Genomic DNA, 8875 nt, shown 5'->3' on the forward strand with positions numbered 1-8875 from the left:
AACGTACATAAAAAAATCCCCTCACTTATTTCATTAATGAGAGGATTTTATTGGAATGTTCACATTTTGTCTATAGACGATTTTGTTTTTCAACACTATGAAAAGCGCGAGCAATATTTGCTCGCGCTTTTTAGAGTTGTATGATTGGACAAGTTCTTTTATTTAGCGTACGGCAGAACCATTTTTTGGAACTGTTCAAAGGTAGTTTTCTGATCACTATATAGTCGTTTAATTTGATACACATCATCATATGGCTTATTATAGCCAGGCTGCGTTGAAAACGCCATATCAAAACCGGCTTCTTTTACTGCATAAATTGTATTCGATGTATATTGTCCAAATGGATATGCAAATGCTTTTGCTTCAGGGATAAACGTTAAGCTCTGTTTTAAATCCTGCACTACTTCATGGTATGGAATTAATAGCATCTTACCTTTATTTCCTATTAGATCATGTAAGTTGTAAGTATGTGACCCATAGGAAAAGACATCTTGCATATTTTCAACATCCTGACGTGAAAGTGCCTGCAAGTCGTCATAATTAAACATTTGCTCAGCTGATGAACTTTCATTACGTGATGTAATTAAAAACTGAGTAGCTTTAAAGCCATTCTTTTGAAGGACAGAATATGCATATTCACGTGTCGATAGTAAGCCATCATCAAAAGTTAGTACAATAGAATAAGCGGGTAATGTAATTTCATTACGCATAAAACGCAATAATTCATCTGTTGTAATCGTTTCGTAGCTTTTAGTTTTTAAATACTGCATTTCTTTTGTAAATTGTACATCTGTCATTGTTGTACTGACATATTTAAAGCGACCAAGCTCATGCTCCTTTAAAAAATGATGATACATCATAACAGGGACACCGCGATCCAACGCCACTTTCGAGCTATGGATATACCCCTCACGGCCTCCAAGAACTGTTACATACCAGCTGCCCTCTTTTCGTAAAATCGGGTAACGGCGATTCGTATCTAACTTTGCAAAGGGATATAATGCTTTATTGGTACAGTCATAAATTTCACTGTTTGCAGAAATCGGGATGAAATACTCATTTTTTACAGTATGATCCTTCCCAGTATTCTTATAAGAAGGAGTATTCATTAATTTAATTTTATCTTTTTCTGCATAAAGATAAGTTTGCCCCCATCGAACCTTTACATATGTTTCGTCTGATGCATCGACAACCTCAAGTTGTTGCCCCTTCATTAATATTGCAATAGTCATTGGCTTGTCTCGACGCAGGTCATAAAGGGTGACATTTTCTAATGCCTCCATATAACCATTTTGCTTACTAGGAGGAGTTGGGGTAGGAGTAGGCTTTTCAACGGGTTTTGCGTTATTTGGATTTGTAGTCTCTTGTCCTTTTTCTTCTTCAACAAAATTACTATGTACAAATCCTAATCGGCCATTCACCGCAATGCCATACCAATCCCCCATTTTACTATAAATAGGGAAACGAACTCCCTCTGATAGGGTTGCAAATTGCACAAGCTTATTACCAGTATTATCAAAAATTGGTGCAACACGCGTTGGAACAAGATAATTTTTGATCGATGCCAGTGTTGGGACTTTGTTTTTATAGGTTGTTGCTGGTACTACTGTTGTATAACGCTTATCAACATACCCGTAATAACCTCCCCAACGTATTTGCCACCAGTTAGCCCCGTAATCTTTTGTTACTTCAAAGGTTTGCCCTGCTGATAATGTGCCCACCTGCTCAAGAGAGCCTGAACGATTATCAAAGACAGTTGCTTCTTCATTCACTTGGAAGATCATATTATTTGCATATACTTTTCCTGCAAAAGGTAGGATCATCATGAATAGAAGCAATAATACTATGCGTTTCACTTTCTTCACCTCAAAATATTTTAATCCTCTTTAGTCATCTAAAAAATCGTACGGTGAAACACCATCCATCCCTATCATAGGATGGATAAACGGTTCTGTTTCAACCGTTAACCTTACATCTTTTATCTGCTGCTTATCTATTCCCACCGATACTGCTTCTATTTCAACCACTTCCACTGCTATATCCATAGGATTAAGTCTTGCACGTAAAGAAGTAAAGCGCTGTAGGTCATCTGTACGCTGTAAGCCGTCAGCGAGCACTTCTGGCTCACCACATAAAATCAGAAAATTTTTCGCACGGGTTATACCAGTATATAGCAGATTGCGACGCAGCATTTTAGAGTAACCTCGAACTACTGGCATAATTACAGTCTGAAATTCCGAACCTTGTGATTTATGAATGGAGCAGCAATAGGCGAGCGTCAATTGATTGAGATCACTGCGCTGATAGGTTACTTCTATGCCGTCAAATGAAACGACAAGTAAATCCTGTTTCTCAATAGTTTCCTTTGCCTTGATAATACTGATGACTTCACCCATATCTCCATTAAAAACATTGCTTTCAGGCTGATTGACAAGCTGTAATACTTTATCCTTTATGCGATATGTTACATCACCAAAAACAAGCTCTTTTCTTGTACCAGTATCGTTTGGATTTATTAGCTCTTGAATCATTTTATTTAAGTTATCAATGCCTGCAGGTCCCTTGTACATTGGTGCTAACACTTGAATATTGCGAATTTCTTGTCCTTTCGCCACAGCACTCTTTACAACCTGTGTAACAACACTTGCTACTTGATCTGAGGAGGCTTTAATAAAGGAACGGTCAGATGTCTTTACCGTTAATTCTTTTGGAATTGTACCACGTTTAATTTGATGAGCCAGTTCAATAATTGTTGAGCCCTCAGCCTGTCTATACACCTCGGTTAATTCAACAGTAGGAATTTGCTGTGAGGCCAGTAAGTCCTTTAACACCTGTCCAGGTCCTACTGGTGGGAGCTGATCCTGATCACCCACAAATACAACCTGCACATCCTCATGTAGAGCTTTCAATAATTGATGAGCAAGCCAAGTATCCACCATGGACATTTCATCTACAATGATGAGCTTTCCTGTAACCTCACGCTCTGTTTCTTCTTCCTTTTCTTGCCCAGTAAATCCTAATAATCGATGAATGGTCATTGCAGGAAGCTCTGTTGATTCCGATAAACGCTTAGCAGCACGACCAGTAGGTGCACATAAAATGATGGGAAAGGGTTCTTCCTTTTGTGCATATTCCTTTGGGTTTAGTGATAAACCATGGAGCTTTGCATATACTTCCACGACACCTCGAACAACCGTTGTTTTACCAGTACCTGGTCCACCCGTTAAAATCATCACAGCCGAATTTAAGGCCTGTTCGATAGCATTCGCCTGTGTTTCGGCATAGGTGACATGAAGTAAGTCCTCTGTTTCTCCAATCGATTTACGAATTTCGTCCCTACTAAAATGCTCAGCTTTCTTATTACGCTCAATTAATGCTACTATTTTGGAGGCGATGCCTACTTCTGAAAAATAGAGCGACGGTAAATACAGCCTCGTTTCTTCCCCACAAATTTTACTTTCCTCACGCAATTCAATACAGGCCTTTGATATTGCCTCAAATGGTATATCCTCTCGTTGGCTTTGCTCTAGCATGTCTTTTACTAAGGGCAAAACTTGCTCAGCATCTAAAAATACATGTCCCTCTGATAAAGCTGCTGTATTTAGAATATGTAAAATAGCGGCCTTAATACGGTCTGGATGATTGCCAGTAATCCCTAATTTTGCACCTAACTCATCTGCACGAAAGAACCCCACACCTTCGACATCTTCAATTAGACGATATGGATTTTCTGTTAGAAGCTCGATGGCATCAGTGCGATATGTTTGATAAATCTTCATACCGAGCTGAGGTCCAAAACCCCATTCATTCAACTGTATCATTACTCGTTCAAGACCCAGATTTTGTTCGATTGTACGGTGGATAACCTCTTTTTTTTCAGCTGATAGACGAGGGACAATATCAAGTACATTTGGGTCCTCTAAAATTAGACGTAGAGCATTGGCTCCAAGTTTCTCTACAATCGTTTCAGCCGTTTTTTTTCCAATTCCAACAAATAAATCACTCGATAGGTAATGAATAATTCCTTGCTCTGTTGCTGGTACTTCTTTTGTAAACGTCTCAATTTGAAATTGTACACCATATTTTGGATGCTGTCTCAATAAACCTGTAAAACGATATTGTTCATCCATTTGTAATGGTGGAAAATAGCCAACAACAATTATTTCCTTATCTTCATATTGTAAATTGGTCTCTTGAATTTTTACACGAACAATCGAATACATATTTTGAGCATTATGAAAGATAGAGACGATTGGACGTCCGAGTATAAAAAATTTATTTAGTTCAAATAAATCAAGATTCTCAGCCATTGTCGATTCGTCCTTTCATGTGCGTTTCAATCTTTTTATTTTACCACAATATAATGTTTATAATCGTTTAAAAAGAGAATTCGCTCAATTCTTTTAACATTATTTTGACAATTGATATTTCACATCTTTTATCAATCTTTCCATGCTATGATAGAGATGAATTTTGTTGCACGGAAGGATTGTGAAGCTATTGGAATTTAGACCTTGCATCGATTTACACGATGGCAAAGTAAAACAAATTGTGGGTAGCACATTAGGACATGAAAATCAAAAAGTCATTGAAAATTTTATTTCCAATCATGACTCTAGTTTTTATGCAAAAATGTTTGCTCAAGATCAATTAACTGGTGGGCACGTTATAATGCTCGGTGAAGGAAATGAAGAGGCTGCATTAACAGCACTTGCAGCTTATCCTCATGGTCTACAAATAGGTGGTGGAATCACCTCAAAGAATGCCAAAAAGTATATTGATGCTGGCGCTTCGCATGTGATTGTGACTTCTTTTATTTTTCATGATGGCAAGCTTGATATGGATAGACTGATGGAACTCGTACAGAAAATTGGCAAACAGCATTTAGTCATTGATTTAAGCTGTCGAATGCGCAATGATAAATGGTATGTCGTTACTGATAAATGGACAAAATTTAGTGATTTCGAGGTCAATGCTGCGTCCATCGCTTATATTGAAAATTTCTGTGATGAGCTGCTCATTCATGCGGTTGATGTGGAAGGAAAAAAAGGTGGTATGCAGGAAAGCTTAGTACGTGATCTAGCAGCATGGACTACTATCCCAACAACATATGCTGGAGGGATCCGTTCTATTGAGGACTTAGAGAAATTCAAGAAGTTAGCGAATAGTAAACTTCACGTGACAATTGGAAGTGCCCTTTCAATTTTCGGTGGAGATTTATCGTATTCAGATGTAGTGAACTATTGTAAAAAAGGCGGGGTATTGTGAAGTTAATTTATAAAGATATTATTTTCCCTTTTCAAGAAACAAATTTAGAGCGTATTATAGACGGCAAGTACTTTAAGGTTAATACTAAGGATAATTCACGTTCCTTGCATGTACAGCTAGATAATGAGCAAATGCTATTAGAGTTTTCCAAATCATTAAAAGCAACATGCGGCTTCCTGCGCGACCAAGAAACAGAGCCTTATATTGGGACATATATCGATTTACAAGTATTTGTAGACGAGTTCAATAAGCGTTATAACTTACATGCTGAAATTATTAGTTAAAACAAAGGGACAACTAGCTCCCCTTTGTTTTAACTCCTCATCCCTTCTCCTCTATTCCTTTCCAGTATTTCTGAAACCTTTTATTTGTCATATGAGTTCTATATTGTATAGCATGAAGTATAGAGAGTTCACATGAGTAAATTTTTTAATAAAAAAACCCAATCTTAACTTTTTCCCGTTCTTCTAATAAGAATGCTCACCATAATCTCTTACTATGGTATAGGCTAAAGCATTTGGATACAAAATATATTCATCTGGATATTGGCATTAGTTTTTTGCTATGGTTATCAAAATAATACCAATACATAAGAACCCTCTTTTTTTCACGTATATAGGAGTATTTACTTATGAGGGTATGTCCTCCTAAAACAAGAAAGGACTTATAAAATATGAAAACAGAACTTGAAGTAAACTCTTTAAAATCATTTCAAACTGAATTAACACGCTTCTTTTTAGCTTATAAATTTGCCCTACAAGAAGTGGAGACGAAAATAAATATCTTACAAGAAGAATTTAAGTTGATTCATGAATATAACCCAATTGAGCATATTTCCACACGTGTAAAATCGCCTAAAAGTATTTTAGGAAAGATGATGAAAAAAGAACTTCTCCCATCAATGGAAGCCGTTCGTGAAAACATTCGTGATATAGCAGGGGCTCGCATCACCTGTTCATTTGTGGAGGATATTTATAAGGTAAGTGCCATGCTACAGGCACAGCATGATATTGAGGTTGTAGAGGTTAAAGATTATATTGCTGAGCCAAAAGAAAATGGTTATCAAAGCCTACACCTCATTATTAAAATCCCTATTTTTATGTCAGATCATATGGAGAAGGTTTATACAGAAATTCAAATCCGAACAATAGCGATGGATTTTTGGGCAAGCCTAGAACACAAAATTTATTATAAGTATAACAAAGAAGTACCCGAACGTATTCGTGTTGAACTAAAGGAAGCTGCACTACAAGCAGCTGAATTAGATCGAAAAATGGAACGACTGAATAAAGAGATCAATATTTTAAAAGAAAATGAAGCAGAGCCTTCATTGTTAGATAATACATCTATATCACATTTAGCTAAATACTTAACGCAGCTGCCTAGCAATAAAAAATATTGATAATGCTACCAATGATTTTTTATTAGAACAAAAAATCCACCTAGCATTCTGGGAGAAAAGCAAAAGACCCTATAGGTCCAATATGCCTTCTCACAGAAAGTGAAGTGGATTTTTACTGTTTCAAGATTACGAACCTTTTAGCATCTTACGCCTGCTGTTTAGATTTAGTTGCTATAAAGAAGGAGAAAATAAGGGCCAAAATGGCAAAAATAAAGGCAGCTATATATACATGGCTTACGCCATTCGCAATGGTTTCCTTTAAAAAGCTTACTTCAACTATGCTAAAGCCACCTTTTGCAAATTCACCATTTAATTGAATTTCACCTTTTCCTAAGGAAGCCATTTTTTCACTCGTTGCAAGGTTAAAAATCATGCCAAATAGTGCTGCACCAACCGCTTGACTAAAGGTATTCGTAAAGGAGTTCAGACCAATTGATATACCGAGCTGTTTCGGATCTGCCACCTTTTGAATGGAAATCATCAACATTGGCATGATAAAGCCCATCCCTAGTCCGATTAATGATGAAGCGAAATAAGCACTGAAATCACTAGAATCGGAAGATAGTCTTGCAAGCAATAGCGTCCCCGTAACCAGTAAAATCGTACCCATTTGAATAATTCGTTTATTCGTTATACGTCCGATTAAATAACCTGCCATTATAGAGTTCACTGTCCAGAAAATAGACATCGGTGTTAATAATAAGCCTGCTTGGGTTGCATTTTTACCAAGAACACTTTGTGCAAATATCGGAATATAGACTGTCACACCAATCACAATAGACATTCCGCTTAATGTTAAGGCATTAATCACCATTAAACGACCATTTTTAAACAGCGTTAACGGAATGATTGGCTCTTCTGCTCGTAGCTCCACCCATATAAAAATTCCTAAAAGTACAACTGCAACTCCATACATAAGAAGCGATTGGCTCGATAACCAAGCTTGGGTTTTACTGTTATCGATAATAACATATAACAGCGAAACCATTCCAATTGTAAATAACCCAGCGCCTAAGTAGTCAATTTTACGTTTCACTGTCTCTAACTGTTCTTGATAATGTTTAACAATTAAATAAATGGAGGCTAAGCCAAATGGTACATTAATGAAGAATATAAAATGCCATGACACTTGGTCAACAATAAATCCTCCAAATAATGGACCAACCACGCCAGACACGCCCCATACCATGCTTAAATAGCTTTGTCCTTTAGCACGCGCTTTTTCGGTCTTAAACAGCTCGCCGACCATCGTTAATGTAATTGGTAAAATTGAACCTGCGCCAATACCTTGGACCGCGCGAAAGACAATTAATTGCTCCATCGATTGTGCTAAACCACATAACATGGAACCTAATAAAAAAATAATGATACCCGTAATAATCATCCGTTTACGTCCAAATAAATCGGCTAACTTTCCAAAAATAATCGCAGCAATGGCAGAAGCTAATAAATAAGCCGAATAAATCCAGCTTATTAAGTCCACACCTAATAGATCAGCTGTAATGCTTGGAATAGCAGTACTAACAATCGTCCCTTCAATTGCAGCAAGTGCTGTTACAAGTAGTAGTGCAATAAATACTTTATTCATCTTGTCACCTTTTCCTTTCCTGCATGACATACATTACCAAGTTTGAGCTGATAATAAAAGAAGAAAGGATTCATTTTATGAAAAAATAATAGTTCATCACTTTAATTTTCTTCAATATCTCTGTTCGGTTTATTACTAAATCAATTGCGTCCGAATGTTTTTCGAGCTCGCTCAAAAAGCTCCTCCTCAATATTCGTGACATCCGCCACAGGCTTTATATTCAGTGGGCGTACAAATGCCCACTGAATCAAGATAAAAAAGCAGCAAGTTCATGAAATGACACTTGCTACTCATGTTGTTGAAATACTATTATGTCAATGACATCAAGGTGACAAATTAAAAAGTAAAGCCCCTTTTTCAAAACGAGGGTTGATCTCCGTTCCGACTGAGTGCTTTCCTGGGGGCGTCCGATGAGCCGCTTCACTCGCATTGTCGCTCCAGGGTCTCATCTGTGACGCTGTGATCCCCGAGGAGTCACTCAGTCTACACTCCAATCAACCGTTGCTCATAGTATTTTCTTTTGCATTTCACACAAATGTATAGTGATAAGTTTGAAGTCTTAGCCATCACTATTTTGTGCAAAAATGTAGCTTTGATAACATTTTTCAATGCGAAAG

The 8875-nt window shown here is 37.2% G+C and carries 6 protein-coding genes; 3 read left to right on the forward strand and 3 right to left on the reverse strand.

The annotated features are described in order from the left end of the window. Nucleotides 1-158 precede the first annotated feature (158 nt). Entirely contained in the window at nt 159-1856 is a 1698-nt protein-coding gene (locus tag ACQKIM_RS27200; RefSeq protein WP_427549933.1) for a polysaccharide deacetylase family protein, read from the reverse strand. A 30-nt stretch (nt 1857-1886) separates the two neighbouring features. Then, entirely contained in the window at nt 1887-4310 is a 2424-nt protein-coding gene (gene recD2, locus ACQKIM_RS27205; protein ID WP_427549935.1) for an SF1B family DNA helicase RecD2, read from the reverse strand. A gap of 190 nt (nt 4311-4500) precedes the next feature. On the opposite strand from recD2, the gene hisA reads away from it, so the two are divergent. The 3 genes from hisA to ACQKIM_RS27220 all read left to right on the forward strand — a co-directional run bounded on the left by hisA (nt 4501) and on the right by ACQKIM_RS27220 (nt 6670). Then, nucleotides 4501-5268 (forward strand): phosphoribosylformimino-5-aminoimidazole carboxamide ribotide isomerase, encoded by a 768-nt coding sequence (hisA, locus tag ACQKIM_RS27210; RefSeq protein ID WP_427549937.1) that lies wholly within the window; start codon nt 4501-4503, stop codon nt 5266-5268. Next, a complete protein-coding gene (locus ACQKIM_RS27215) occupies nt 5265-5552 on the forward strand; it encodes a hypothetical protein (protein ID WP_427549939.1) in 288 nt (95 codons plus the stop codon). The genes hisA and ACQKIM_RS27215 overlap by 4 nt, the downstream gene beginning before the upstream one ends. Nucleotides 5553-5941: 389 nt before the next feature. Then, on the forward strand, nt 5942-6670 hold the full coding sequence (locus tag ACQKIM_RS27220) for a GTP pyrophosphokinase (protein ID WP_427549941.1): 729 nt from the start codon (nt 5942-5944) through the stop codon (nt 6668-6670). Nucleotides 6671-6815: 145 nt separating this feature from the next. Here the strand turns inward: ACQKIM_RS27220 and ACQKIM_RS27225 are convergent, their stop codons facing one another. Further along, on the reverse strand, nt 6816-8258 hold the full coding sequence (locus tag ACQKIM_RS27225; RefSeq protein ID WP_427549944.1) for an MDR family MFS transporter: 1443 nt from the start codon (nt 8256-8258) through the stop codon (nt 6816-6818). Nucleotides 8259-8875: the final 617 nt, after the last annotated feature.

Source organism: Lysinibacillus sp. NPDC047702, from assembly GCF_050272555.1.
Lineage (GTDB): Bacteria > Bacillota > Bacilli > Bacillales_A > Planococcaceae > Lysinibacillus.

Excerpts from the sequence above, each read along its gene's own strand:
- recD2 (WP_427549935.1), bottom strand. The coding sequence starts at position 4,310 with ATGGCTGAGAATCTTGATTTATTTGAACTAAATAAATTTTTTATACTC.
- ACQKIM_RS27225 (WP_427549944.1), bottom strand. The coding sequence starts at position 8,258 with ATGAATAAAGTATTTATTGCACTACTACTTGTAACAGCACTTGCTGCA.
- ACQKIM_RS27220 (WP_427549941.1), top strand. The coding sequence starts at position 5,942 with ATGAAAACAGAACTTGAAGTAAACTCTTTAAAATCATTTCAAACTGAA.